Annotated in this window: 24 protein-coding genes; 12 read left to right on the plus strand and 12 right to left on the minus strand. The window is 72.6% G+C overall.

Features of this window, described 5'->3' with window-relative positions; genetic code table 11:
• Positions 1-64: 64 nt before the first annotated feature.
• The gene (locus AB0G01_RS20420; protein WP_360947674.1) at positions 65-679 is read right to left on the minus strand and encodes a cysteine hydrolase; all 615 of its coding nucleotides are present in this window, start codon (positions 677-679) and stop codon (positions 65-67) included.
• A gap of 97 nt (positions 680-776) precedes the next feature.
• Entirely contained in the window at positions 777-1,307 is a 531-nt protein-coding gene (locus tag AB0G01_RS20425; RefSeq protein WP_360947676.1) for a helix-turn-helix domain-containing protein, read from the minus strand.
• 71 nt (positions 1,308-1,378) lie between these two features.
• Here AB0G01_RS20425 and AB0G01_RS20430 point away from each other — a divergent pair, with 71 nt between their 5' ends.
• The 4 genes from AB0G01_RS20430 to AB0G01_RS20445 all read left to right on the plus strand — a co-directional run bounded on the left by AB0G01_RS20430 (position 1,379) and on the right by AB0G01_RS20445 (position 7,035).
• Entirely contained in the window at positions 1,379-2,746 is a 1,368-nt protein-coding gene (locus AB0G01_RS20430) for a M20/M25/M40 family metallo-hydrolase (protein WP_360947678.1), read from the plus strand.
• Positions 2,743-4,521 carry an alpha/beta fold hydrolase gene (locus AB0G01_RS20435; RefSeq protein WP_360947680.1) on the plus strand — a complete coding sequence of 593 codons (1,779 nt, stop codon included), beginning with the start codon at positions 2,743-2,745 and terminating at the stop codon, positions 4,519-4,521. Before AB0G01_RS20430 ends, AB0G01_RS20435 begins: the two co-directional genes overlap by 4 nt.
• A 371-nt stretch (positions 4,522-4,892) precedes the next feature.
• Positions 4,893-6,557: a heme peroxidase family protein gene (locus AB0G01_RS20440; protein WP_360947682.1), complete on the plus strand. Its 1,665-nt coding sequence runs from the start codon at positions 4,893-4,895 to the stop codon at positions 6,555-6,557.
• Position 6,558: 1 nt separating this feature from the next.
• Positions 6,559-7,035 carry a DoxX family protein gene (locus AB0G01_RS20445; protein ID WP_360947684.1) on the plus strand — a complete coding sequence of 159 codons (477 nt, stop codon included), beginning with the start codon at positions 6,559-6,561 and terminating at the stop codon, positions 7,033-7,035.
• A gap of 36 nt (positions 7,036-7,071) precedes the next feature.
• On the opposite strand, the gene AB0G01_RS20450 is transcribed toward AB0G01_RS20445, so the two are convergent.
• Positions 7,072-9,111 carry an MDR family MFS transporter gene (locus AB0G01_RS20450; RefSeq protein WP_360947686.1) on the minus strand — a complete coding sequence of 680 codons (2,040 nt, stop codon included), beginning with the start codon at positions 9,109-9,111 and terminating at the stop codon, positions 7,072-7,074.
• A gap of 192 nt (positions 9,112-9,303) precedes the next feature.
• Between AB0G01_RS20450 and AB0G01_RS20455 the strand changes: the two genes are divergently transcribed.
• Positions 9,304-10,182 carry an aminoglycoside phosphotransferase family protein gene (locus AB0G01_RS20455; RefSeq protein WP_360947688.1) on the plus strand — a complete coding sequence of 293 codons (879 nt, stop codon included), beginning with the start codon at positions 9,304-9,306 and terminating at the stop codon, positions 10,180-10,182.
• A 450-nt stretch (positions 10,183-10,632) separates the two neighbouring features.
• The gene (locus tag AB0G01_RS20460; RefSeq protein WP_360947690.1) at positions 10,633-10,839 is read left to right on the plus strand and encodes a hypothetical protein; all 207 of its coding nucleotides are present in this window, start codon (positions 10,633-10,635) and stop codon (positions 10,837-10,839) included.
• Positions 10,840-10,925: 86 nt separating this feature from the next.
• Here the strand turns inward: AB0G01_RS20460 and AB0G01_RS20465 are convergent, their stop codons facing one another.
• Both AB0G01_RS20465 and AB0G01_RS20470 read right to left on the minus strand, forming a co-directional pair.
• Positions 10,926-11,117, minus strand: a complete 192-nt coding sequence (locus tag AB0G01_RS20465; protein ID WP_360947692.1) for a DUF397 domain-containing protein — start codon at positions 11,115-11,117, stop codon at positions 10,926-10,928.
• Positions 11,114-11,962, minus strand: coding sequence for a helix-turn-helix transcriptional regulator (locus AB0G01_RS20470; protein WP_360947694.1), 849 nt, complete (start codon positions 11,960-11,962; stop codon positions 11,114-11,116). Before AB0G01_RS20470 ends, AB0G01_RS20465 begins: the two co-directional genes overlap by 4 nt.
• A 104-nt stretch (positions 11,963-12,066) precedes the next feature.
• Here AB0G01_RS20470 and AB0G01_RS20475 point away from each other — a divergent pair, with 104 nt between their 5' ends.
• Both AB0G01_RS20475 and AB0G01_RS20480 read left to right on the plus strand, forming a co-directional pair.
• Positions 12,067-12,324 (plus strand): hypothetical protein, encoded by a 258-nt coding sequence (locus tag AB0G01_RS20475; RefSeq protein ID WP_360947696.1) that lies wholly within the window; start codon positions 12,067-12,069, stop codon positions 12,322-12,324.
• Between the two features lie 84 nt (positions 12,325-12,408).
• Positions 12,409-12,840 (plus strand): hypothetical protein, encoded by a 432-nt coding sequence (locus AB0G01_RS20480; RefSeq protein ID WP_360947698.1) that lies wholly within the window; start codon positions 12,409-12,411, stop codon positions 12,838-12,840.
• Here the strand turns inward: AB0G01_RS20480 and AB0G01_RS20485 are convergent.
• Complete coding sequence (locus tag AB0G01_RS20485) at positions 12,758-14,029, minus strand: HAMP domain-containing sensor histidine kinase (RefSeq protein ID WP_360947700.1); 1,272 nt, start codon at positions 14,027-14,029, stop codon at positions 12,758-12,760. The genes AB0G01_RS20480 and AB0G01_RS20485 overlap by 83 nt on opposite strands.
• Complete coding sequence (locus AB0G01_RS20490; protein ID WP_360947702.1) at positions 14,026-14,712, minus strand: response regulator transcription factor; 687 nt, start codon at positions 14,710-14,712, stop codon at positions 14,026-14,028. The genes AB0G01_RS20485 and AB0G01_RS20490 overlap by 4 nt, the downstream gene beginning before the upstream one ends.
• A 215-nt stretch (positions 14,713-14,927) precedes the next feature.
• Here AB0G01_RS20490 and ugpC point away from each other — a divergent pair, with 215 nt between their 5' ends.
• The 4 genes from ugpC to AB0G01_RS20510 are packed head-to-tail and all read left to right on the plus strand — an operon-like array spanning position 14,928 to position 19,652.
• Positions 14,928-16,139: a sn-glycerol-3-phosphate ABC transporter ATP-binding protein UgpC gene (gene ugpC / locus AB0G01_RS20495; RefSeq protein ID WP_360947704.1), complete on the plus strand. Its 1,212-nt coding sequence runs from the start codon at positions 14,928-14,930 to the stop codon at positions 16,137-16,139.
• Positions 16,136-17,440 (plus strand): ABC transporter substrate-binding protein, encoded by a 1,305-nt coding sequence (locus tag AB0G01_RS20500; protein WP_360947706.1) that lies wholly within the window; start codon positions 16,136-16,138, stop codon positions 17,438-17,440. The genes ugpC and AB0G01_RS20500 overlap by 4 nt, the downstream gene beginning before the upstream one ends.
• Positions 17,437-18,768: an ABC transporter permease subunit gene (locus AB0G01_RS20505; RefSeq protein ID WP_360947708.1), complete on the plus strand. Its 1,332-nt coding sequence runs from the start codon at positions 17,437-17,439 to the stop codon at positions 18,766-18,768. The genes AB0G01_RS20500 and AB0G01_RS20505 overlap by 4 nt, the downstream gene beginning before the upstream one ends.
• Complete coding sequence (locus AB0G01_RS20510) at positions 18,765-19,652, plus strand: carbohydrate ABC transporter permease (protein ID WP_360947710.1); 888 nt, start codon at positions 18,765-18,767, stop codon at positions 19,650-19,652. The genes AB0G01_RS20505 and AB0G01_RS20510 overlap by 4 nt, the downstream gene beginning before the upstream one ends.
• Before the next feature lie 618 nt (positions 19,653-20,270).
• Here AB0G01_RS20510 and AB0G01_RS20515 read toward each other — a convergent pair.
• The 5 genes from AB0G01_RS20515 to AB0G01_RS20535 are packed head-to-tail and all read right to left on the minus strand — an operon-like array spanning position 20,271 to position 24,595.
• Positions 20,271-20,492, minus strand: coding sequence for a phosphopantetheine-binding protein (locus tag AB0G01_RS20515; protein ID WP_360947712.1), 222 nt, complete (start codon positions 20,490-20,492; stop codon positions 20,271-20,273).
• The gene (locus tag AB0G01_RS20520) at positions 20,489-21,133 is read right to left on the minus strand and encodes an isochorismatase family protein (RefSeq protein ID WP_360947714.1); all 645 of its coding nucleotides are present in this window, start codon (positions 21,131-21,133) and stop codon (positions 20,489-20,491) included. Before AB0G01_RS20520 ends, AB0G01_RS20515 begins: the two co-directional genes overlap by 4 nt.
• Positions 21,133-22,740, minus strand: coding sequence for a (2,3-dihydroxybenzoyl)adenylate synthase (locus AB0G01_RS20525; protein WP_360947716.1), 1,608 nt, complete (start codon positions 22,738-22,740; stop codon positions 21,133-21,135). Before AB0G01_RS20525 ends, AB0G01_RS20520 begins: the two co-directional genes overlap by 1 nt.
• Positions 22,737-23,834, minus strand: coding sequence for an isochorismate synthase (locus tag AB0G01_RS20530; RefSeq protein ID WP_360947718.1), 1,098 nt, complete (start codon positions 23,832-23,834; stop codon positions 22,737-22,739). Before AB0G01_RS20530 ends, AB0G01_RS20525 begins: the two co-directional genes overlap by 4 nt.
• A gap of 26 nt (positions 23,835-23,860) precedes the next feature.
• The gene (locus AB0G01_RS20535) at positions 23,861-24,595 is read right to left on the minus strand and encodes a 2,3-dihydro-2,3-dihydroxybenzoate dehydrogenase (protein WP_360947720.1); all 735 of its coding nucleotides are present in this window, start codon (positions 24,593-24,595) and stop codon (positions 23,861-23,863) included.
• Between the last annotated feature and the right edge of the window lie 18 nt (positions 24,596-24,613).

The raw sequence follows: 24,613 nt of genomic DNA on the forward strand, positions 1-24,613 counted from the left end.
CGGTAAACGCCTTGTCACACTGCGACAATGGGCCGATTCGGCTATCCGCAGGCGGGTCGGGCGGTCAGCCCAGCGCGGCGGTGACCTCGTCGGCGGTGGCGGTCACCGAGAACATGGGGTAGTCGAAGCGGAGGGCGTTGTCGTGCTCCTCCCGCGAGGTCGCCGCGACGCAGTCGGTCACCGTGATCACCCGGTAGCCGTTCTCGTAGCCGCTGCGCATGGTCGACTCCACGCAGCAGTTGGTGAGGAAGCCGCCCAGCACGATGGTGCCGATGCCCTTGCTGCGCAGGATGAAGTCGAGGTTGGTGCTGGCGAAGGTGTCCAGCCCGCGCTTGCCCTCGATGACGATGTCGCCCTCGCGCGGCGCGAGGTCGTCGACGATGGCCGCGCCCCAGGAGCCCTTCACGAACGCCTTGCCGTCGACCACGCCCTTGAGGATGCCGTACGGGTGCCGCGAGATCTCGTGGTAGCCCTCGGCGAACGCGATGGGCGCGTGCATCACCACCACCCCGGCCGCGCGGGCCGCGTCGACCAGCGCCACCGTCCTGGGCAGCATCCCGTTCCCCTCCATGACCTCGCTGACCGCGCCGTGCAGCGCGCCGCCCTCGGTGGTGAAGTCGTTCTGGTACTCGATCAGCACCACGGCGGTGGTGGCGGGGTCCAGCGTCAGGTCCGGCATGCGGTGGCCTCCAGCGGCTCGGCGGTCGACCGGGGTCCGACGGTCGACAGCGCCGATTCAACGGCTGCCGGGCGGAACGCGCAATGCGGCGTCCGGGTCATCGGACCGGACGGGCGACCAGCGACCAGAGGTAGCTCAGCGCCTCCCCGTCGGGGTCCTCGCGCGGCAGGAACTCGGCGATCAGCTCGCCCAGGCGGGTCGTGAACTCGGCCTGCGCCTCGGGTCCGAGCCGCAGGACGCCGCGCGCGGTGCCCCGGCCCGCCTCCGGGCCGGCCTCCACGATCTCGGCGCGGTGCGCGGCGAGCACCGCCAGGTCCACCTGCTGCACCAGGCCGACGCCCTCGACGTCGATCAGCCCGAGCTGCCACGTGCGCCCGGTCGCGCGGTAGGGGCGTTCCAGCGCGCCCTTCGCTCCCGTGCGCACGGGTTCCGGGGCCAGGAAGTCCGTCTTGACCAGCGCCCGGACGTGGCGCAGCACGGTCGCGGGCGCGACGTCCAGCCGCGCGGCCAGCTCCTGGTTGGTCCACGCGCGGTCGAAGCACAGGCGGAGGATGCGCCAGCGCAGCGGGTGCGCCAGCGCCTTGAGCTCCTCCACCGTGGCGGTCGGCGCGGGGTCTTCTCCGGACACGGCAGGAGGCTAACCGATCGGACCTTGCCCCGGCACCCGACGATTTGGTTGACTGCCATCGATTGCACAAAGTGAAATCACTGGGGGTGGCGATGGGGTTGGCCGCGCAGGTCCGCGACTGGGTGCGGGACCGGGAGCCGGAATTGCTGGCGGAACTCGGGGCGTGGGTCGCGCAGCCGAGCGTGAGCCGGACCGGCGAGGGCATGGACGAGGCCGCCGCGCACGGCGTGGAGCTGTTGCGGCGCAGCGGGTTGACGCCCGAGGTCGTGCGGACCGGCGGCTGGCCGGCGCTGGTCGGCACCGCGCCCGGCCCGCCCGACGCCCCGCACGTGCTGATCTACGGGCACTACGACGTGCAGCCGGCCGGGCCGCTGCACGAGTGGCTGTCCCCGCCGTTCGAGCCGGACTTCCGCGACGGCCGCGTCTACGGCCGGGGCACCGGCGACAACAAGGGCCAGCACCTGGCGCAGCTACTCGGCCTGCGCGCGCTGCGGGAGATCACCGGCGGGCTGCCGTGCCGGGTCACCGTGCTGCTCGACGGCGAGGAGGAGATCGGCAGCCCCCACCTGGCCGAGGTCGTGCGGCAGGTCGACGGGCCGGACCTCGTGGTGTGGAGCGACGGTCCGGTGCACGAGTCCGGGCGGGCGTCGGTCGTGCTCGGCGTGCGCGGCATCATCACCTTCGAGCTGCGCGTGCGCGGCGCGAACAGCGTGCTGCACTCGGGCAACTGGGGCGGGGTCGCGCCGAACCCGGCGTGGCGGCTGGTGCAGGTGCTGGCCGGGATGCGGGACGTGCGCGGCAACGTCCTGGTCGACGGCTTCGCGGACGACGTGGTGCCGCTGAGCCCCGGCGAGCGGGCCGCGCTGGCGGTGCTGCCGGTGGACGTGCCCGGTGTGCTCGGCGGCCTCGGCCTGTCCGGGATGGAGCCGCCCGCCGACCTCGGCTTCTCCGAGCGGCTCGCCGGCCCCACGTTCTCCATCAACTCGCTGACCTGCGAGGACGACGGTGAGCACCGGACGGTCGTGCCGAACGTGGCGGTCGCCAAGTGCGATGTGCGGTTGGTCGGCGGGCAGCGCGCGGACGCGGTCCTCACCGCGATCCGGGCCCACCTGACCCGGCACGCGCCGGACGTCGAACTCGTGCCGGGCGGCGCGATGAACCCGTCCCGGACGCTGCCGGAGACCCGGTGGACGGGCGCGGTGCTGCGCGGCGCGGCGGACGGGTTGGGCGAGGAGCCGCTGTTGCTGCCCGCGCTGGGCGGCAGCCTGCCGATCGCCGCGTTCACCGACGAGCTGGGCGTGCCGTGCTACGGCGTGCCGTTCGCGAACGTGGACGAGCGGAACCACGCCCCCAACGAGAACCTGGTGCTGGAGTGGTTCCGGCGCGGGATCGTCGCGGCGGCGACCGTGCAGCGGGCGATCGCGGAGGAGGGCCGGTGAGCCTGACCGACTTCGAGCAGGTGTCCGGCGCGGACCCCGGCCCGGACGGCCGGGTCGTCTGGATCTCCGACCGCAGCGGGAAGCCCCAGCCGTGGCTGGACGGCGTGCACCTGCCCGTGCCGGGTGCGGTGCGGCGGTGCGCGTGGCGGCCGGACGGCGCGCGCCTGCTGGTGCTGACCGACCCGGACGGCGGCGAGGACCACTGGCTGGGCGAGCTCGACCCGGTCACCGGGGACGTCGAATGGGTGGTCGCCGAAGAGGGTGTGCGCTGCGAGGTCGGGGTGCCCTACGGCAGCACCGGCCACCCGTACAGCGCGGACGGCGGGCTGCTCGCCTACGCGAGCAACGCGCGGGACCCGGAGGTGTTCGACGTCCTGGTCCGGGAGGGCGGCGAATCCCGGATCGTGCTGCGCGGCGACGACCGGTACCTGCCCATGGGCTTCTCCCCCGACGCGCGCCTGCTGCTGGTGCTGGAGCTGCACCAGAACAGCGACCACGAGCTGTACGTGGTCGACCTGGCCTCGGACACCCCGCGCAGGCTGACCGACCACGGCGGTCCGGCCAAGTACGAGCCGATCGCGTGGCTGCCCGACTCGTCCGGCATCTACCTGGGCACCACCCGGGGTCGCGACTTCCTCGGCCTGGCGACGCTGTCCCTGGCCGGCGAGCTGACCTGGCTGGACACCCCGGAGGCCGACGTCGAGGGCGGCGCGCTGTCCCCCGACGGCACCCGGCTCGCGTGGGGCCGCAACGAGCACGGCTACACCCGGTTGTCCTGGTCGGAGGTCGGCGGCGAGCCCGTCGAGGTGACCTGCCTGCCCACGGGGTGGACCATCGCCGAGCACGGTCTCGACGGCCACGTGCCGCGCTTCACCCACGACAACCGGTTGGTGGTGCAGCTCGCGCGCGGCGACGCGGCGACCGAGCTGTTCGTCGTCGACCTCGACGCGGGCACCGCCGAGCGGATCAGCGACTTCGGTGCGGGACTGCCCGACGACCTCGTCGCGCCCACCGTCGTGCACGCCACCGGCGCGGACGGCGTGCGGGTGCCGTGCCTGCTCTACCGCCCGCCGGGGGCGAGCGCCGACGCGCCCGCGCCCGTGGTGATGACCGTGCACGGCGGGCCGGAGTCGCAGGCGTACCCGGCGTTCTCCCCGCTGGTGCAGGCGCTGCTGGCCGAGGGGATCGGGGTGGTCGCGCCCAACTACCGGGGCTCCTCCGGCTACGGGCTGCGCTACCAGCGGGTGCTCTACCGCGACTGGGGCGGCAGCGACCTCGTGGACTACGCGGCCACCGCCGCGCTGGTGGCCGGGCTCGACTGGGCGGACGGGTCCCGCCTGGGCGTGCACGGCGCGTCCTACGGCGGTTTCGCGGCGTTCTCCTGCGTGGCCCGGCAGCCGGACCTGTGGCGGGCGGCGGTGAGCGAGTGCGGGACGTCGGACCTGCTCACCGACATCCGGAACGCGCCGCCGACGTGGCGCGGGCGCACCGCCGAGTGGATCGGCGACCCCGACGACCCGGCGGACCTCGCGCGGTTGGTGGAGCACAGCCCGCTGACCCACGCCCACCGCGTGCGGGCTCCCGTGCTGATCCTGCACGGGGAGAACGACACCCGCGTCGCCCCCGAGGAGTCCGAGCGGATGTACCGGCGGCTCCGGGAACTGGGCAAGCCCGCCCGGTTGGAGCTGCACCCCGGCGTCGGCCACGAGATCGACCGGGAAGGGCTCCCGCGCACCACGGCGCTGATCGTGGACTGGTTCACGACCCACCTGTGAGCCTCGCGGACCGGTCCGGCGGGTGTTCGTCCCGCTGCCGCCGGGGGCGCTCAGGGGTGCGGAGGTGCTGTCGATCGTCGGCCCTGCGGGGCTGTGCACCGCGCTCGCACCCGCAGAAGTGCGGTTGTTGCGCCAGGACGCAAAAACGGGACGCCGGGCGGTGTCAGCCACCATCGCGGTGTCTCCCCTGGTCGGTGCGCTCTGCTGGGTGAGCGCCTCCCGGCCGGCTGTTCACGGATGTGAACGCCGGCCAAGCAGGGGGTCGCGTGTATCCACCGAATGGCGGTTGCCCCTTGTTGTACGGGGAGGGCGCACCAGGGGGGTGCGCCGCCCCGTCCGATGGGGATCGGACCGGCCACGGGGGAGAAAAGATGAAACACCACGGGAGTACCAGCTTCTTCGTCGTGGGAGAGGGGGTGCTGGAGTTCGACGGCAGCGGGGAGCCGGCGGCCCGGCAACCCCTGGCCGTGGAGGAGCTTCGCCGGTTCCGCTTCTCGCGGATGGGACCGGAAGGGGTGCAGACGCCCGAGGACGCCCGGATCGCGCTCGCGGAGGCCATGACGGCCGCCGGGCCGCAGCCGGACTCCGCGGACCCGGCCGTCCCGGCCGGCTTCACCTACCTCGGCCAGTTCGTGGACCACGACCTGACCATGGACCGCACCGAGTCGCAGCTCGGCGGTGACGTGAACCTGGACGACCTGGTCCAGGGCCGCTCGCCCGCGCTCGACCTGGACTCGGTGTACGGCCGGGGCCCGCTCGACCCGACCGACCGGGTGTTCTACGCCGCCGACCAGGTGAAGCTCAAGGTCGGCCGGACGTCCAAGACGCCCGTCCCGGACAACCGCACGAACGTCGAGCTGGAGGGCTTCGACCTGCCGCGCGCGGGGTCGGGGGTCACCGGCGCGGACCGCCGGCGGGCGCTGATCCCGGACCTGCGCAACGACGAGAACCTCGCCGTCGCCCAGACCCACCTCGCGTTCATCCGGTTCCACAACCGGGTGGTCGACGAGCTGGCCAGGACCGGGCTGTCCGGGCAACGGCTGTTCCAGGCCGCGCGGGCGCAGGTCGTCCGGCACTACCAGTGGATGCTGCGCCACGACCACCTGCCGAGGGTCGTCGACCCGGCGATCGTCGACGACGTGTTCGCCACCGGCAGGCGGTTCTTCGAGGCCGGCGACGGGCACCGGAGCGCCACCCAGCCGGCCACCATGCCGCTGGAGTTCTCGGTGGCGGCGTACCGGTTGGGGCACAGCATGATCCGGGGCGCGTACCAGTGGAACCGGGTGTTCCGGACCCCGGAGAACGAGCAGGACACCGGAGCGCTGGGCGCGGGGACGTTGTTGCAGCTCTTCACCTTCAGCGGCACCAGCGGCAACTTCGTCAACGGCTCGGACCTCGACGACCCGAACACCCCGGGTCCGGACGCGCTGCCCACCAACTGGGTCGCGGACTTCCGCCGGCTGTACGACTTCACCGAGGTCGGCCGGCCGGACCTGGCCCCGGGGCTGGGCGGCGGGAACGTGACCAAGCTGATCGACTCGCTCCTGGTCGACCCGCTGACCCAGTTGCCGGCGGGCACGTTCGAGGGTCGCGGGCAGGTCGTCCCGCCGATCCACCGCAACCTCGCCTTCCGGAACCTGACCCGGGCGAACATGGTGCGGCTGGCCAGTGGGCAGCAGATGGCGTCGTTGTTCGACGTCGAGCCGCTGACCGCCGAGCAGATCCTGGTGGGCAACGGCGGCGCGCGGCTGGACGGGCTGCCCGAGGAGCAGCGGGCCGCGCTCGTCGAGGCCACGCCGCTGTGGTTCTACACCCTGCGCGAGGCCGAGTTCGGCGACGGCCTGCTGGGTCCGGTGGGCGGTCGCATCGTGGCCGAGGTGTTCCACCGGTCGATGGAGTCCTCGCGGTCCTCGATCGTGCGGGAGCCGTACTGGCGGCCCGAGTTCGGGCCGGACCCGACGACGTTCCGGATGACCGACCTGCTGCTGTTCGCCTTCGAGGGCAAGGCCGACCTGCTCAACCCGTTGGGGGACTGACATGTCCACGACGCGGGACTACGAGGTCGAGGAGGTCGTCCCGGACCCGCCGGCCACGTGGTGGGACCGGGCGGAGCACCGGGTCCGGACGGTCGCGCCGACCGCGCTGCGGCTCGTGATCGGCCTGGTGTTCCTCTGGTTCGGGGTGCTCAAGGTGGTCGGCGAGTCGCCGGTGGCCGACCTGGTCCACGCCACCCTGCCCTGGGTGTCGCGCGACCTGCTGCTGCCGGCGCTGGGCGTGGTCGAGGTGGTCATGGGCCTGGCCCTGGTGGTCGGCCGGCCCCGGCGGACGACGCTGGTCGCGGTGGGGCTGCACCTGGCGGGCACCTTCCTGGTGTTCCTCCAGGCCCCGGCCCTGACGTGGGTCGACGGCAACCCGCTGCTGCTCACCGCGAACGGCGAGTTCGTGCTGAAGAACCTGGTGCTCATCGCCGCCGTGCTGGTGCTGCTGGGCCACGGTCGCCGGACCACCCGGTGACCGACGCGGCGGCCCCGTCCCGGACGGGGCCGCCGCTCACACCGACGCGTGCCGCCGGTCGGTCATGGCCCGGCTGGTGACGACCAGTTCGTTGGCCACGCGGTCCACCGCCTCGCCGAACTCCGGGTCGTCGCACTCCCAGTCCACCAGCTTCCCGTGCAGCCAGTGCCGCCACGCGGTGACCAGGCCGGTGAAGGTCTCGGTGCCCTCCGGGGTGAAGCGGTAGCGGTCGTCGGATTCGGCCAGCAGGCCCTTGGTCATCAGTTGCCGGGCCACCGGCTCGAACACGCCGGCGGGCACCCTCGTCTCGACGGACAGGCGGTCCAGGGTGGCCTCGCCGTGGTGGGCCGACTGGCGGAAGACCTTGACCAGCAACCACGCCTGGGCGTGCGTCAGCGGGAGCCCGGACCTGGCCAGGACCTCGGGCGTCGGGTCCCGGTGCTCCTTCCCCACGATCAGCGTCAGCAGCTTCTCCAGCTCTTGGCCGGAGCCCGTGGACTGGGGGTGGGCGAAGCTCTCGCCCACGCCGCTGTTGCCGGTCGCGGCCACGCGCGCCGTGTCGCGCAAGGGGACCTCGCGGAGGAACAGGGCGACGACGAACGCCACCCCGGCCACCGGTGCCGCCCACAGGAAGACGATCTGGAGGGTCTCCGCGTACGCCGCGAGGATGGGGGCCTTCACCTGGTCGGGCAGGGCGTGCAACGCCTGCACGTTCGTCGCCGCGCGCGGGTCCACGCCGGGCGCGACGGCGGCGGCCAGCTTCTCCGGCAGGTTGCCCGCGTAGAGGGTGCCGAAGATCGCCACGCCGAACGAGCTGCCGAGCGTCCGGATGAAGCTCACCCCGGACGTGGCCACGCCCAGGTCTTCGTAGCTGCTGGTGCTCTGCACGACCACCACCGGCACGGGCATGCACATCCCCACGCCCAGGCCGAGCACGAGCATGTAGCCGGAGGCCGCCCAGAAGGACGTGTCCACGTCCAGCAGCGACAGCAGCAGCAACCCCGCGACCATCAGCAGGCTGCCCAGGATCGGGAAGATCCGGTAGCGACCGGTCTTGCCGATCACGTTGCCGGTCACGATCGAGGCCACCAGCAACCCGACCACCAGCGGCAGCATCTCCAGGCCGGACCGCGTCGCCGACGCCCCGTGCACGTACTGCAAGTACGTCGGCAGGAACGTCACCCCGCCGAGCATCGCGAACCCCACCACGAAGCTGAGCACGCAGCACACCGTGAACACCGGGCTGCGGAACAACCTCATCGGCAGCATCGGTTCGGCCGCGCGCAGCTCCACCCGGACGAACAGCGCGAGCGCGACCAGCGACCCGGCCGCCATCAGCAGGATGGTCGGCGACGTCCAGTCGTACTCGACCCCGCCCCAGCTCGTGACCAGCGTCAACCCGGTCGCGGCCAGCGCGATCAGCAGGATGCCGAGGTAGTCGATCCGGGGTTTCCCGCGCGCCCGCACCCCGGGCAGCCGCAGCGCGCCCACCACCAGGACCAGCACGCCCAGCGGCAGGTTGACGTAGAACGCCCACCGCCAGCTCAGGTGGTCCACGAACAGCCCGCCGAGCAGCGGCCCGACGACCGTGGACACGCCGAACAGCGCACCGATCAGCCCCTGGTACTTCCCCCGCTCGGACAGCGGCACGACGTCCGCGATCACCGCCATCGAGGTGACCATCAGGCCGCCCGCGCCGAGTCCCTGGACGGCCCGCGCGACGATCAGCCACGTCATGGAGTCGGCCCAGCCGCACAGGAACGACCCGATCATGAACAGCGCCACGCTGACCAGGAACGCGGGTTTGCGCCCGAACAGGTCGCCGAACTTGCCGATCAGCGCGGTCATGATCGTCTCGGCCAGCAGGTACGAGGTGACCACCCACGACAGGTGCCCCGCACCGCCCAGGTCGCTGACGATCGTGGGCAGCGCGGTGGCCACGATCGTCTGGTCCAGGGCCGCCAGCAGCATCCCGAGCATGATCACGGCGATGATGGCGTTGCGCGCGCCGCGCCCGACCTCGACCTGCCCCGCGCCCTGCTCCGCGCCTCGTCCCGCGCCCCGGTGTGCGACCACGCCGAACCTCCCGTGTGGACGATAGGGCCGCCGGCCGGACTCCGCTCGGGACGCGCACGCGGCCGGTGGTGCGTCGAACCGCGTCGGGACCGCCGAGCGGTCGAATACCGTGGGGATCTCCACCCCGCCCCGACCGGCGCGCTCGGACCACCGGCCCGCCGGCACCCCCGGAAGACGGGAACGCCCACCACGATGTCCACCGCGTCACCTGCCGCACTCGCTGCCGCGACCTCCCTGGCCGGACCCTCGGCGACCCTGGACGCGGTCCGACCGCTGTCCGGCGGCTCGCACGCTGCGACCTCCCTGGTCCGGACCGCCGACCCGCGCCGCGAGATGATCTTGCGCGAGTTCCCCGCCGGCGACCGCGCGGCGGACGACGAGGAGCGGGTCCTCGCCGCGATCGACACCCTGGGCGGCCTCGCCCCACGGCTGTTGGCACGCGGCCACGAGGACGCCGGAGCCCCGCCGTGGGTGCTGATCAGCCGACTGCCGGGCGCGGCGGACATCACCCCGGACGACCCGCACCGCGCGGCGACGCGGCTCGGGCAGGCGCTGGCCGGCATCCACGCCGTCGACGCCGAGGTCGTCGCCGGCCTCGACACCGTCTTCGACCGCCGGGCCCACCGGACCCGGCTGTCCGGCCCCGCCGCGCACGTCGTCGACAGCGCGTGGGAGGACACGATCCTCACCGCCCCCAGGGTGTTGACGCACGGTGACTACCACTCGGGGAACGTGCTGTGGCACGACGGCGCGCTGACCGGGGTCGTCGACTGGGAGGGCGCGGCCGGCGGACCGGCCGGCTACGACGTCGGCTGGTGCCGCTTCGACCTCTACCTGCTCCACGGCGAGCACGTCGCCGACGTGTTCCTCACCGCCTACGAGGAGGCCGGTGGCACCGCGATCGGCGAGCCGCGCCTGTGGGACCTGTGGACCCTCGCCCGGTCGCACCGCGGCGTCGAGACCTGGTTCCCCAACTACCGCGACCTCGGCCGCGGCGACCTGACCGCGACCGAACTGCGCCGCCGCCACACCGCGTGGACGCAGGAGCTCCTGCGACGCCACCCGCACTGACACCCGCACTGACACCCGCACCGACACCGGCGGCGCGCTGACCGTCGAGGTGCTCCCCCGCGCGAACCACCACGTGCGGAAACGGCACCACAGGTGTCACCCCGCCACCTCACCCGCCCTCGGACAACCGCAGTCGACCTCGCCGAAACCGGTCGCGCGGCGATCTCCCACCGGCACCATGTGCGCCCGGTACCCGCGAGATCGGAGTGGTTGTGGCGTTCGAACTCGGCAAGACCCAGGGCTTCACGTTCGAGCACGTCGTGGAGGTCGTCAGCACGCCCGGCGTGGTGGGCTCGAAGAGCCTCGCGCACTCGTTCGACCTCGAACGCCCCGACGTGGGCATCAGCACCGCCCGGCTCGTCTGCCCGACGTGCGGGCAGCACTTCCTGCTCGACATCCGCAGCACCGGGGCGGCCACGCGCCGCCGGCGGAAGTTGCTCGTCGGCGGCATTGCGGTCGCCCTGCTGGTCGTCGGGTGCGACGCAGGCGGACTTCCTGTCGCCGTTCGCCAAGGCGCTGGTCGTGGCGTTGGGCGGCCTGTTCGTCGCGTTGCCGCTGTTGCTCGCCTCGTTCAGCGCCAAGGGGCACGGCGGGTTCCGCAGGCTGTCGCCGGAGGGCAGGGTGCTCGGCGATCTGGGCGGGCACCGCGTGCGGTGACCGCCGCCCCGCGACCGGCGGGTCGACCGGTCGGTGACCCGGGTGCGGCGGCGGGCCGGGGCACCCGCCACCGGGCAGGACGCCGCCTAGGCCAGGTCGAACACGCCGAGCTTCGCGCCCTGCGTGAAGAACTCCCACTCGCCGAGCGTGAACCGCTGAGGAGCCTCCGCCGGCCGGTGGGAGTTGCGCACCAGCACCTCGTCGGCCGTGCGCATCACCTCGACGCAGTTGGAGCCGTTGGCGCTGAACTTCGTCCACTCACCCAACTTCAGGGTCATCTCGTGTCCTTCTCGATCCGGGTCAGGAGTTCGCGGCTTTCCTCCACCCCCAACGCCTTCGCACGGGTGTGGTCGAACCAGCGGCTCGTCCTCTCCACGTGCTCGGGCCGGTCCACGAAGTCGTCACCGAACGGCGTGTCGACGCTGACCAGCGACGGGAGCTTGTCGGGCAACCGGAACAAGGTCAGCGTAGTACCGGTCAGCGCGTGCGCACCCGCCCCTTGCGGCATCACCTGCACGTCCACGTGGGCTAGTTCGGACATCTCCAGGATGTGGCCGAGCTGCTCCCGCATCACCTCCGGACCGCCGATGTTCGCCCGCAGCAGCGGTTCGGCGAGCACCGCCCACAGGCGCAGCGGCGGTTCCCGGTCGGTGAGCAGCGCCCTGCGCCGCCCGCGCAGTTCGAGGTTCTTCTCCAGCGCCTCGCCGACGACCCCGCCGCCGATCATGATCGCGCGGGTGTAGCGCTCGGTCTGGAGTGCGGCCGGCACCAGCTCGAACGAGTAGTAGAGGGCTTCGAGCGCGGTCGCCTCGACGTTGAAGATCCGGCGCAGCCACGGTGCGATCGCCCCGCCGAGCTTGCTGCGCGGACGCCTCCGGTGCGCCTCGGAGTTCAGGCCGAGCAGGTCGTCGCGAACCGCTTCCTCGGCGTCGTAGAGCTCCAGCAGCTTCTCCAGCTCCGCCTGCCGGATGCCGCTGGAGGCGGTCTCGATGTTGCCGATCTTGGTGGTCGTGCAGTTCAGGACCTCCGCCGGCCGCTCGCGCGGCAGGCCGGCGTCCTCGCGCATCCGCCGCAGCGTGGTGGCGATCTGAATGCGCGCGGCACTCCGGTGTGGGCTGCTCATGACGCTCCCGGATCACTCGATCGGTACAGTGCACTCAAGTTGTGCACACATCATACTGGCACTGTATCCGGAGAGTATATGCCTCTAACGGGGAGTGATGATCAGTGGCCCACCGGTTCCAGCAGTTGAGCGTCATCGAGAGCACCGGGCTCAAGTCCGACTACGTCCTGCTCGAACGCCATGACGAGGTGACCGACGAACCCCTGGCGGACTGGGCGGTCGACCGGTTGCGCGCGGGCGGGTACGCCCGGGGCCTCTACGTGGCCGAGCGCGGGCACAAGGCGGACGACTGGCCAGAGGACGAGTACGACTCGGACGTCGAGGTCGTCGCCGACGGCCACGGCACGGTCAAGGTCGTCTGAGCCCTAAGGTTCGGTTAAACCTCGCGCCCGGTCGCGGACCAGCACCGCCAACCGCTTTACCTTGTGGGACAAGGGGTGGTCGCGATGTCCGCAACGATGCGGGACCGATTCGACGAGCCGGCGCGTGCCCGACGGCTGCTCGTGGTGTGCGATTTCGACGAGTCCTTGCCCGGCGACGTCCGGTTCCGGGAGTCGGCGCGGGGGCTCGCCGGCCTGCCGGGGACGACGCTCGTCCTGGTGTCCTGGCGCGGGTGCCGCGAGCTGGCGGCCCTGTCCGGGCTGACCGCCCCGGTGCGGTTGATCGGCGATTTCGACCGGGGCGCGGTGAAGGCGCTGGTGTCGGAGGCCGATACCGCACTGGTGCTGGGTGCCGCCCTCGGCGGGTGGCACGTGGCGGTGGGCCGTGCCCTGGCGATCCTCTTCGAGAAGCGCGCTAGGCGCGGCCCCTCCACAACCGCCACGCCCGAGGACCGGCGGGCTCGTGGTGGCTGTCCGCCTCCCCGAGGCGGAGCCTGATCCGCGCACCGCCGAGGCGACCGCGCTCCACGTGGATGGTGCCACCGGTCGCCTCGGCGGCGGCGCGGGCGATGTCCAGGCCCAACCCGGTCGAGCCCCCGCCGGAGGACCCCCGGTGCAGGGCGCGTTCCGGGTCGGCGATGCCCGGCCCGCCGTCCTCCACCACCAGCGTGATCCAGCCGGCGTGCCCGACCACCGCGACGGTGAGCGCCGACCGCGCCGGGGTGTGGTGGAAGACGTTCTCCAACAGCGCGTCGACCACCGCGCCCAGCTCGTCCGCCGACAGCGGCACCGGCATCGGCCCGCAGGGCAGGTCGACTTCGCACGGCCGGCCCTGGTCCTCGGCGTGGGCGGACCAGAAGCCCATCCGGGCCCGCACCACCTCGACCACGTCGCAGCTACCGCCGCCCACCGCCGTCGCGACCGGGTGCAGGGACTCGATGATCCGGTCCACGTCGTGCCCCAGCGCGGTGACCGCGCTGCGGATGCGGTCCGCCACCGGGCCGCCGCCGATGGCGTCGGCGTCCAGGCGCAGCGCGGTCAACGGGGTGCGCAGGCGGTGCGAGACGTCGGCGATCATCTCCCTCTCCTTGGCCAGCAGGCGTTCCGTGCGATCGGTGGCGGCGTTGATCGCGGTCGCCAGCGCGGCCAGCTCGGGCGGGCCCTTGACCCGGATGCGCCGGTCGCCGTCCCCCCGGGCGATCCGGGTGGCGGTGTCGGCCAGCGCCGCGAGCGCGTCCACCACCGGCGTCGACAGCCGCCGGCCCACCACCACCGCGACCGCCACGGCCAGGGAGGCCGCCGACAGCAGGGTTCCCAGCTCGGCCCACAGCCCGGCGGTGAAGGTCGGCGCGGACCCCGAGACCTCCACCACCGCGCGCCCGCCGTCCACAGTGGACACCTCGGTCAGCTCGGCCACGCCGGTGCCGACGCCGATCGTCGTGCCGTCCGGCAGGTGCACGGCCAGCCTGCCCTCGCGCCCGGCGGCGGTGCGGGTCAGCGCGCCGCGCACGGCGTCCGGGTCGGCGGTCACGGCCAGCACGGCGGCGACCGCCGCGACGTCGTGCCCGTCGTCCGACGCCGCCCGCCCCGCCGCCGCCGTCACCAGCAGGAGCGCCGAGCCCACGAACAGCAGCACGCCCACGAGCACGGCGGGCCACGCGACGGCCCGGGTGAGCAGCCCCCTCATTCCGGGGTCACCAGCTTGAAGCCGACGCCCCGGACGGTGTGCAGGTAACGGGGTTTCGCGGCGGTCTCCCCCAGTTTGCTGCGCAGCCACGAGACGTGGACGTCGATGGTCTTGTCGTCGCCCAGGTACGGCTGCCCCCACACCGCCTGGAACAGCTCGCGGCGCGCGATGACCCGGTTCGGCCGGTGCGCCAGGTAGGCCAGGAGGTCGAACTCGCGGCGGCTGAGCGCGACCGGGCGGCCGTCCCGCAGGACCTGGCGCTGCGCCAGGTCCACCCGCAGGTCGCCGACCACGAGCAGGTCGCGGTCCGGGCGCGGGGTGCCCGACGTGCGGCGCAGCAGGGCGTTGATGCGGGCCGCCAGGTGCTCCGCGGAGAACGGCTTGACGATGTAGTCGTCCGCCCCGGCGTTCAACGACCCGACCACCGAGCTCTCGCCGCCGCGCGCGGTCGCGATGATCACCGGGACGTCGCTGATGCCGCGCAGCATCCGCAGCGCGGCCACGCCGTCCAGGTCCGGCAGGCCCAGGTCGAGGATGACCAGGTCGGGTTCCTCGGTGCTCGCCGCGCGCAGCGCGGCGACCGCCGTGCCGACCGCGCGCACGTCGTGCCCGAGGTCGGTCAGCGCGTGCACCAGCGCCGCCTGGACCACCGGGTCGTCCTCGACCAGCAGCACCTTGGACATGCCAGCAGGGTAGGGCCTGACCGCGCCCCGTCGCGGGTGAGCGCCCGGCTTTTCCGGGCTTAGTGAAACCGTGCCTGGCCCTTAACGGTCTCTTAGGGAAGTGCGCACTACTGTCGGCCCCACCGGAAAACCGGAGTGGCGCGGATCACAGCGCGACTGGAATCGCAATTTTGCGGACGACCGGGGAAACGCACCGGGCGGGGCGAGGAGTGGGCGTGGCGGAAGTCGTGCTGAGCGGTCTCGGCAAAGTGTACGTCGACGGCACCCGCGCGGTCGCCGACCTGGACCTGGCGATCCGGGACGGGGAATTCCTGGTCCTGGTGGGGCCGTCCGGGTGCGGCAAGACCACGGCGCTGCGGATGATCGCGGGGCTGGAGAGCGTCAGTGAGGGTGCCATCCGGATCGGCGAGCAGGTCGTCAACGAAGTGCCGTCGCGGGATCGCGACGTGGCGATGGTGTTCCAGTCCTACGCGCTCTACCCGCACCTGAACGTCTACGACAACATCGCTTTCGGGCTCACCTTGCGGAAACTGCCGAAGAAGGAGATCGACCGGCGGGTGCGCGAAGTGGCCGAAGTCCTCGAATTGCACGAGCACCTGGAGCGCAAACCGCGCAACCTGTCCGGCGGCCAGCGCCAGCGGGTCGCGATGGGGCGGGCGATCGTCCGCGCGCCGCAGGCGTTCCTGATGGACGAGCCGCTGTCGAACCTGGACGCGAAGCTGCGGGTGCAGATGCGCGCGCAGATCGCCCGCATCCAGCGCGACCTCGGCGTCACCACCGTCTACGTCACCCACGACCAGACCGAGGCGATGACCCTCGGCGACCGCGTGGCCGTGATGAAACGCGGTGTGCTGCAACAGGTCGGGCCGCCCCAAGAGCTGTACGACCGGCCCGTCAACCTCTTCGTGGCCGGGTTCATCGGTTCACCGGGCATGAACCTGGTGACCGCCCGGCTCGACCGCGACGACGACGGCCGGCACTGGGTCACCGTGGGCTCGGACGCCTTGCTGCTGCCCGAGTCCGTGCTGCGGTCCCGACCCGCGTTGGAGGGATACGCGGGTCGGGACGTGGTGCTCGGCATCCGCCCCGAGGACATGGAGGACGCGGCGCTGGCCGACGCGCAGGAGGGGTCGATCCTGCACTCGGTGGCCGACCTGGTGGAGGCGATGGGCTCGGACGTGCTGGTGCACTTCCCCGTCGACGCCGCGCCCGTGGTCACCGACGACACCAGGGCGCTGGCCGAGGACGACGGCACCGCCGACCTGCCCCGGCGCGGCGGTGTCGTCCTGGTCGGGCGCTTCTCCCCCCGGACGCACGTCTACGAGGGCCAGCCCCTGGCCGCGTGGGTGGACACGTCCCGCTTGCACTTCTTCGACCCGGCGACCGGGTTGTCCGTGTGGACCGACACGTCAGGAGAGCTGGAATGAGACGCTTGAAGGTGACCGCCGCACTGGCCGCGGCACTCGGCGCGGTGACCGCGTGCGGTGCGGGCACCACGGCCCCCGGTGCGGACTCGCGATCGTTGAGCGGGCAGGTCGTGGAGGTCATCGGTCCGTGGACCGGTGACGAGCAGTTGCGGTTCGAGCAGGTGCTCGACGAGTTCGAGAAGTCGACCGGTGCCGAGGTCCGGTACACGCCGGCGGGCGACGAGCTGCCGACCGTGCTCCAGACCAGGGTGCAGGGCGGCACGCCGCCGAACGTCGCGCTGGTCGCGCAGCCCGGCCTGGTCGAGCAGTTGGCCGGGGCCGGGTCGCTCAAGGTCGTCTCGCCGGAGGTCGAGAAGGCCGTCACCGAGCACAACGCGGGCGTGTGGAAGAGGCTGGGCACGTTCGACGGCAAGCTCTACGGCGTGCACTTCAAGTCCGCCAACAAGTCCACCGTCTGGTACAGCACCGAGGCGTTCGACGCGATCGGCGCGGAACCCCCGCGCACGTGGGAGGACTTCCTCAAGGTCGGCCGCGCGGTGGTCGACACCGGGCAGGCGGCGGTGTCGGTGGGCGGCGCGGACGGGTGGACGTTGACCGACTGGTTCGAGAACGTCTACCTGCGCACCGCCGGGCCGGACAACTACGACAAGCTGGCCAAGCACGAGATCCCGTGGACCGATCCCTCGGTGCGCGAGGCGCTGGAGACGCTGGGCGAGCTGTTCGGCGATCCCCGCCTGGTCGAGGGCGGCGGCGCGGGTGCGCTGCAAACCGAGTTCCCGCAGTCGGTGATCACCGTGTTCGGCGACGAGCCCAAGGCCGCGATGGTGTTCGAGGCCGACTTCGTGGCGTCGGTGATCACCACCAGCACCAAGGCGAAGGTCGGCGAAGACGCGAAGTTCTTCAAGTTCCCGTCCATCGGCGGCAGCCAGGACGCGGTGGTCGCGGGCGGTGACATGGCCGTGCAGCTCAAGGACGACCAGGCGACCACCGAGCTGATGGAGTTCCTGGCGTCGCCGGACAGCGGCCGGGTGTGGGCGAAGCTGGGCGGGTTCCTGTCCCCCAACAAGAGCATCCCGGCCGACGCCTACGCCGACGACGTGACGCGCGAGCTCGTCAAGCAGTTGGTGGACGCCGGCGACAACGTCCGGTTCGACATGTCCGACCTCGCGCCGGCCGCGTTCGGCGGGACCAAGGGCGCGGGCGAGTGGAAGGCGTTGCAGGACTTCCTGGCCAACCCCCGCGACGTCGACGCCGCCGTGCAGCGCCTGGAGTCCGAAGCCGCCAAGGCGTTCGGGAGGTGACGACCACCCGATCCCCCGCCGGCCCGCGTCCCCGGGCCGGCGGGGTGGACCCGACGCCGGGCCGCTCGCCGCGCCAGGCGCTGCCGTTCCTGCTGCCCGCGCTGGTGGTCCTGGCCGCGCTGGTCCTGTACCCGCTGGTGTACTCGCTGATCCGGAGCTTCTTCGACCGGGCCGGGACGGGGTTCGTGGGGATCGGGAACTACGTCGACCTGTTCACCGACCCGCGCACGCTGACGGCGTTCAAGAACAACGTGATCTGGGTCGTCGTCGCGCCGGCGGTGGTGACCGGGCTCGGGCTGATCTTCGCGGTGCTGACCGAGCGGATCCGCTGGGCCACGGCGTTCCGGCTGGTGCTGTTCATGCCGATGGCCATCTCGCTGTTCGCGTCCGGGATCATCTTCCGGTTGGTGTACGAGGAAGATCCCGCGCGGGGCGTGGTCAACGCGGTGAGCGTCGGGGTGCACGACCTGTTCTCGGCACCGTCGCCGTACCCCAAGGCGCAGCCCCGTGACGGGGTGCCGTTCACGGCGGCCGAGGAGGGGTTCACCAGCACGCGGACCTACGCACCGGGGTCCTCGGTCGTGGTGCCGCTGGCCGGGTTCCCGCCGAACCGGCTGCCGGAGGGCGCGTCGCGGGCTTCCGAACCGGCGGTGGACGCGCGGGAGCTGCGCGGCGTGGTGTGGTTGGACGTGTCCGTAGGCGGGGTGGCGGGTGCGCTGGACAACGGGGAGCGCGGGCTGCCCGGGTTGGCCGTGGAAGCGGTGCGGGACGGGCAGGTCGCCGGTCGGGCGACCACCGGCAACGACGGGCGGTTCACCTTCCCGGACCTGGCCGACGGCCAGTACTCGGTGCGGTTGGCGGCGGCGAACTTCACGCTGCCGTTCCGGGGCCTGACGTGGCTGGGGTCGACGTTCATCACGCCGGTGATCATCTCGTCGTGGATCTGGATCATGACCGGGTTCGCCATCACGTTCATCGCGGCCGGTCTCGCCGCGATCCCGCGCGACGCGCTGGAAGCCGCCCGGGTCGACGGGGCCACCGAGGGGCAGGTGTTCCGGCGGGTGACCGTGCCGCTGCTGTCGCCGGTGCTGCTGGTGGTGTTCGTGACGCTGGTGATCAACGTGCTGAAGATCTTCGAGCTGGTGTTCGTCATCGCGCCCGGGTCGGTGCAGGAGGAGGCGAACGTGCTGGCGCTCCAGATGTGGCAGGTGTCCTTCGGCGCGGGCGGTGACCAGGGCGTCGGCAGCGCGCTGGCCGTGGTGCTGTTCCTGCTGGTCGCTCCGGCGATGCTGTTCAACATCAGGCGATTCCGACGGGAGCGGTCGTGACCGTGGTGGAGGTGTCGGTGGCCGGAGCCCCCCGCCGGGGTCCGCTGTCCCGGGTGGTGGCGCGGATCGGCAGCGGCGCGGTGCAGGTCGGGCTGGCGCTGGTGGCGTTGTTCTGGCTGGTGCCGGTGTTCGGGTTGCTGATCGCGTCGCTGCGCGGCGAGGCGGACAACGCGGCGTCCGGGTGGTGGACGATCTTCACCCGGCCGACGGAGCTGACCCTGGCGAACTACGCCGGCCTGGTCGGGAACTCGACGGTGCTGCGGTCGTTCCTGAACACGGTGTACATCGCGGTGCCGGCCACGGTGCTGGTGGTGGTGATCTCGGCGCTGGCGGCGTACGGGCTGGCGTGGATCGAGTTCCCGGGCAGGCTGTGGCTCACCACGCTGGTGGTGGGGCTGCTGGTGATGCCGATCCAGGTGGCCCTGATCCCGGTCGCGAAGCTGTTCGGGGCGCTAGGCCTGTTCGGGACCATCACCGGGGTGGTGCTGTTCCACGTGGCGTTCGGCCTGCCGTTCGCGATCTTCCTGCTGCGCAACTTCTTCGCCGGAATCCCCCGCGACCTCATCGAGGCGGCCCGCATGGACGGGGCGCGCGAGTGGGTGATCTTCCGGCGGGTCGTGCTGCCGATCGCGAAGCCGGCGATCGCGTCGCTGACCATCTTCCAGTTTTTGTGGGTGTGGAACGACCTGCTGGTGGCCCTGGTGTTCGCGGACCAGGACTCCGCGCCGATCACGGTCGCGCTGCGGGCGCAGTTGCGGCAGTTCGGGTCGAACATCGACCTGCTGTCGACCGGGGCCTTCCTGTCGATGATCGTGCCGTTGGCGGTGTTCCTGGCGTTCCAGCGGTACTTCGTGCAGGGCGTGCTGGCGGGCTCGACGAAGTAGCCGGCGCGGGCGTACGGCCACGCCGGTCACCGTCGCCCGCAGGGGTCGGGGGCGGGGGGCGGGTGTCGGGGGGCGGGCGTCGCGGGGGTGGTTCGGGGTGCGGTGGACGCAGGCGGCCGGAGTCGGGGAAGTCCGGCTCCGGCCGACCACGGAGGCTGCCGGCCGCCCGCAGACGGTGAGCTCAGGTGCCTCGTCAACCGATCCGGCCAACTCCACAAGTCGACCAACGTCCCATCACCGACGATTTGGGGCCGGCGGTCGGAGGTCAGGTGCCGGGGCTGAGGCTGGAGGCCGGGGAAGTCCGTTTCGGCCGACCGCGCAGACCGCAGGCTTTGAGCGCAGATGCTCGCTCGACCGGGCCAGGCCAGCCCCCATGTCGATCAACGTCCCGCCATCGGCGATTTGAGGCCGGCGGTCGGGGGAGGTCGTTAGGGGTCGGCCGGGGTCGGGGAAGTCCGGCTCCGGCCGACCACGGAGGCCGCCGACCTCCCGCAGACGGTGAGCTCAGGTGCTCGCTCGACCGGGCCAGGCCACCGCGCGGGATCTTCCGCCCGCGCGGTGGCCCGGCCCGCTCCGGACATCGCCCGCTCCTGCTACCGCCGGATCAGGACCAGCGGGTCAGGACCGGCGGGTCAGCAGTTCCGTCCACGCCTCCACGGTCGGCGTCTCGGCCAGGTCCACGAACGCGACCGACGCGCCGTCCGCTCGCCACGACTCGACCAGCGACATCACCCGCACCGAGTCCAGGCCGTGGTCCAGCAGGTTGTCGTCGTCGGCGATCTCGACGGCCGGGATGTCCAGCACCGCGGCGATCTGGTCGCGCACGTCGTCCTTGGTCATGACGCTCCGTTCAGTTCGGTGATCAGCCGCGTCGTCGTGGTGGTGACGGCGCAGCGGCCGGCGGCGTAGCGCACCGCCATGTGGTGGTCTTCGGAGGAGAAGTCCGCCACGGCGTCCGCCACGAAGAACGCCTGGATGTCCTGCATGAACGCATCCGCCGCCGTCATCAGGCAGCCGATGTGGGCGTAGATCCCCGTCACCACGAGCTGGTCCCGGCCGGTGGTGTCGAGCAGCGAGCGCAGGTCCGTGCGGTGGAAGGCGTTGTAGCGCCACTTCGTCATCCGCACGTCCGACCCGCCCGGCGCGAGGGCGTCGTGGATCTCCGCGTCGACCGGGTCCGGGCCGATGCCCGTGCCCCACATGTCCAGTTGCAGGCCCCGCTGCGCCGAGCTCTGGCCACCGGGCTGCGCGGAGTACACCACCGGCACGCCCAGCGCCCGGCACGTGTCGCGCAGCGCCCGGATGTTCGCCACCAGCTCCACCACCGGCGACGCGTCCGGGCTGAACGCGCGCAGGAAGTAGTTCTGCATGTCGTGGATCAGCAGCACCGCGCGCGCCGGGTCGCTGGTCCACTTGACCCGGTTGACGGGGAGGTCCGCCTCGGTGGGCATCGGGTAGGGCTCGATGGTCGGCAGACCCATCACTGCGCCTTTCTGAACGTGTCGGCGAGGGCCCGGCGCAGGTCGCGCCGGCTGGTCTTGCCGACCCCGGTGTGCGGGAACGCGTCCACCAGTTCGATGCGGTCGGGGATCTTGTAGGCGGCCAGGCCCCGGCCGCGCAGGAACGCGCGCAGCGCCGGGCCCGTCGGCGGCTCGCCGGTGGCGATCACGAACGCGCACGTCCGCTCGCCCAGGTAGTCGTCCGGAATCCCGACCACCGCGGCGTCGTGCACCGCGGGGTGCGCCACCAGGTGGTTCTCGATCTCCTCGGCGGCGATCTTCTCGCCGCCCCGGTTGATCTGGTCCTTGGCCCGGCCCTCGACCACGAGGTGCCCGGTCGGCAGTCGCCGCACCAGGTCGCCGGTGCGGTAGAAGCCGTCCGGGGTGAACGCGACCAGGTTGTGCGCCTCGGCCCGGTAGTAGCCCCGGATCGTGTAGGGGCCGCGGGTCAGCAGTTCGCCGACCTCGCCGGGCGCGACCTCCGCGCCGTCCGCGTCCACGACCCGCACTTCGTCGTCGGGCGAGATCGGGCGGCCCTGGCTGGTCACCACGATCTCGTCGGGGTCGTCGAGCCTGGTGTAGTTCACCAGGCCCTCGGCCATGCCGAACACCTGCTGCAACGCGCAGCCCAGTTCGGCGCGCACCCGCCGCGCCGCCTCGGGCACGAACTTCGCGCCGCCGACCTGGATCACCCGCAGGCTGGACAGGTCGTGGTCGGCGCGGGCCGGAGATCCCATCCACTGCAACGCCAGCGGCGGCACCACGCCGGTCGCCGTGACGCCCTCCGCGGCGATCAGCGGGAAGACCACGTCCGGGCTCGGCGCGGGTGCCATCACGATCCGGCCGCCCGCGTGCAGCACGCCGAGGATGCCCGGTGACGACATCGGGAAGTTGTGCGCGACCGGCAGCGCCACCAGGTAGGCGGTGTCCTCGTCCAGCCCGCAGATCGCGGCGCTCTCCCGGACGCTGTAGAGGTAGTCGTCGTGGGTGCGCGGGATCAGCTTGGGGATTCCCGTGCTGCCGCCGGAGAGCTGGAGGAACGCCACCGCGTCGGCGCGCACGTCGGGCAGCTCGCCGCCGGCCACCGGCACGTCGGCGAGCGCGGTGTGCTCGCCCGGATCACCGAGCACGAACACGTGGTCGAGGGCGGACGTCCGCTTGACCTCCGACGCCAGCGCCCGGAAGTCGAAGCCACCGACCGAATCCGCGATCACGTACGCCACCGCGTCGGTGATCTCGCAGAACGCCGAGACCTCGGCGAGGCGGTGCGGCGGCAGCGCGAACACCGGCAGCGCGCCGGCCCGGAACAACCCGAACACCACGGAGGTGTACTCGGCGACGTTCGGCAACTGCACCACGACCCGGTCCCCCGGTTCGATGCCGCGCGCCACGAACCCGTGCGCCATCAGGGTCGCGCGCTCGTCCAGCTCGCGGTAGGTCCACCGGCGCGCACCGTCGACCACCGCCACCCGGTCGGCGAACCGCTCCGCGCGCGCGGCGAGGAAGTCGCCGAACGTCTCGCCGACCCAGTACCCGGCCTCGCGGTACCGGCGGGCGAACTCCTCGGGCCACGGTGTCCAGTCGTTCACGCCGACTCCTTCAGTCCCAGCGCGCCCAGGAAGGTCCGGAACTTCGCACTGGTCTCGGCCAGCTCGGCCTCCGGCGTGGACCCCGGCACCACGCCCGCGCCCGCGTACAGCCGGAGCCGGCGGTCGGCGACCTCGCCGCACCGCAGGGCCACGACCCACTCGCCGTCGCCGCGATCGTCGGTCCACCCGACCACCCCGGTGTAGAACCCGCGGTCGAACGGCTCCAGCTCGCCGATCAGGGTGCGCGCGGTGTCCGCCGGCACCCCGCACACGGCGGGCGTCGGGTGCAGCGCGGAGGCCAGGTCCAGCGCGGAGGTCGACTCGTCCCGCAGCACGCCGGCCACCCTGGTCGACAGGTGCCACATGGTCCGGGTGGGCAGCAGTTCCGGCGTCGGCGGCACGACCAGCTCGCGGCAGAACGGGGCCAGCGCGTCGCCCACCGCGCCCACCACGAACGCGTGCTCGCGCAGGTCCTTGGGCGAGGACAGCAACTCCGTGGCGTTGCGGCCGTCCTGCTCGGGGTCGCCGCTGCGGGGCCGGGACCCGGCCAGCGGGTTGGACACCACGGCCAGGCCGGTGCGCCGGATCAGCAGCTCCGGGCTGGTGCCGATCAGGGTGCTGCCGCCCAGGTCGGTGGCGAACGTGTAGCCGCGCGGGTCGCGGGCGGCCAGCGCGGCGAGCACCTGGGTCACGTCGATGCGCTCGGTGGAGGTCAGGTCGAGCGCGCGGGCCAGCACGACCTTGCTCAGCCCGCCGTCGGCCATCAGGTCCAGGGCGCGCCGCACGCCCGAGGTGTAGGCGTCGGCGTCGGTGCGCTGGTCCAGCCACCGGCCGCCGGGGGTGGGGCGCTCCGGGAAGGACACGGTGTGCAGCGGCGCGCCCCGGCGCACCGCGCCCGGCACGGTCAGGCGGGACGGCACGTCCGGGCGGAACGGCACCGCGCCCACCACCACCTCGCCCGGCTCCAGCGGGGTCGCGCGCGCGGCACCCGCCTCCTCCGCGACCAGGACCCCGGTCGGCGAGGCGAAGAAGAAGCCGCCCTCCCGGTAGGTGTCGAGACCAGGCAGGGCACTGGATGTTTCGGCGGCTAGCACCGGCTGCTCCGTTCGCTGTTCATGGCTCAGGCGCGCAGTGTCGCGCCGCCGTCCACGTAGAGGTTCTGCATGGTGATGTGCCGGGCCTGGCCGGAAACCAGGAACAGCACGGCGTCGGCGACGTCCGCCGGGTCGGCGATGCGGCCCAGCGGGATGCCGACCCGGAACGACGCGGGATCGCCCGCGATCACCCGGGACGGGCCGTTGTCGTCGGTCCACAGCGAGCGCTGCATGGCGGTGTCGGTCGAGCCGGGCGAGACGACGTTGCAGCGGATGCCGTGCTCGGCCAGTTCCAGGCCCAGGCAGCGGGTCAGCATGGTGGTGGCCGCTTTGGACGCGGCGTAGGCCGCCATGCCGGTGCGGGGCACGCCCGACGCGTTCGAGCCGACCGTGACGATCACGCCCTCGCGCCGGGGGACCATCCGCCGCGCCACCGCGCGGGAGACGTGGAAGACGCCGTCGGTGTTGACCGCGAAGGTCCGCCGCCAGTCCTCGTCGGTGGTGTCCAGGACCCGGCCGGGGTGCAGCACCCCGGCGACGTTGACCAGGATGCCGATGGGACCGAGCGTCCGCTCGACCTGGTCCACGAGGGCGTTCACACCGTCCACATCGGACACGTCGACCTGGTGCGCCGCGCCCTTCAGGTCGGCGTCCGCGACCAGCGCCCCCTCGGCCGCCAGCGCCGCCGCCACCGCCGCGCCGATGCCCTGCCCCGCGCCGGTCACGAGGGCGACTGCGCCCGCGATCCCCCTGTCGACCATGTGCGATGACTCCCGGTG

Source organism: Actinosynnema sp. NPDC023587, from assembly GCF_040640215.1.
Taxonomy (GTDB): domain Bacteria; phylum Actinomycetota; class Actinomycetes; order Mycobacteriales; family Pseudonocardiaceae; genus Actinosynnema.